This window comes from Lysinibacillus sp. CNPSo 3705, assembly GCF_028674935.1.
Taxonomy (GTDB): Bacteria; Bacillota; Bacilli; order Bacillales_A; family Planococcaceae; genus Lysinibacillus.
Genome location: NZ_JAQZSD010000209.1, coordinates 1 through 410, shown reverse-complemented (window position 1 = coordinate 410; position 410 = coordinate 1). Strand labels below are relative to the sequence as shown.

Genomic DNA, 410 nt, shown 5'->3' with positions numbered 1-410 from the left:
TCTTTCGCCGTTTTAAAAAGGTAGCGAATAAACAATTAGTAGAGGGTGTACGTTTACCAAAAGCGATTGCGATTGATGAGTATAAAGGCGATACAGATGAAGGTACGTATCAGCTAATAATTGCGAATGCGGAGACGCGCGAACCGATTGATATTTTACCGAATCGTAAAAAAGAAACAATAAAAAATTACTTAAGCCAGTATGGAGCAGATGTTGAGATAGTGGTCATGGATATGAATCCAAGTTTAAAAGCAGCTGTTCGTCAATCGTTAGGTCGACCTGTTATTGTGGCAGACCGCTTTCATTTTAGCCGTTATATCTATTGGGCAATGGATGAAGTGCGCCGACAAGTACAAAAAGAATGGGACAAATACAATCGCACAAAGTGTAAACGTATGCGTCATGTGTTT

The 410-nt window shown here is 39.5% G+C and carries 1 protein-coding gene; it reads left to right on the top strand.

Features of this window, described 5'->3' with window-relative positions; all coding sequences use genetic code 11:
* On the top strand, positions 1-410 hold a 410-nt coding region (locus tag PVA17_RS25085), incomplete at both ends, for a transposase (RefSeq protein WP_274069379.1).